The sequence below is a fragment of the Algibacter agarivorans genome, assembly GCF_039543245.1.
Lineage (GTDB): Bacteria > Bacteroidota > Bacteroidia > Flavobacteriales > Flavobacteriaceae > Algibacter_G > Algibacter_G agarivorans.
Genome location: NZ_BAABJJ010000024.1, coordinates 1 through 664, shown reverse-complemented (window position 1 = coordinate 664; position 664 = coordinate 1). Strand labels below are relative to the sequence as shown.

Below are 664 nucleotides of genomic sequence, written 5' to 3'. Positions count from 1 at the left end.
TCTATGTACCGCTTCTAGTGTGGCACTAGGAACACCGACCACAGCGGATAACTGTTCGGTAGCTACGGTTACAAACGATGCTTCTGAGCCATTCGCTCTAGGTGATACGACCGTAACTTGGACCGTGACCGATGGCTCTGGGAACACAGAAACCTGTACACAAACAATAACAGTGACCGATAACATTGACCCGACCATTACCTGTCCTGCAGATGTTGCAGTGGACGTGGATGCCGGTCTATGTACCGCTTCTGGCGTGGCACTGGGCACACCGACCACAGCTGATAACTGTAGCGTGGCCTCTGTGACAAACGATGCCTCTGAGCCTTTTGCGCTAGGTGATACGACCGTAACTTGGACCGTGACCGATGGTTCCGGGAACACAGAAACCTGTACACAGATTGTAACGGTGACCGATAACATTGACCCGACCATTACCTGTCCTGCAGATGTGGCCGTGAACGTGGATGCCGGTCTATGTACCGCTTCCGGCGTGGCACTGGGCACACCGGCAACAGTCGATAACTGTAGCGTGGCCTCTGTGACAAATGATGCCTCTGAGCCATTCGCTCTAGGTGATACGACCGTAACTTGGACCGTGACCGATGGTTCCGGGAACACAGCAACCTGTACGCAAACAATAACGGTGACCGATACTATCAAA

1 protein-coding gene is annotated in these 664 nt (G+C 53.0%); it reads left to right on the top strand.

Annotation, left to right across the window (positions count from 1 at the left end):
* Positions 1 to 664, top strand: a 664-nt coding sequence (locus ABD935_RS08340) for an HYR domain-containing protein (protein WP_345191400.1), incomplete at both ends; no start/stop codon positions are given.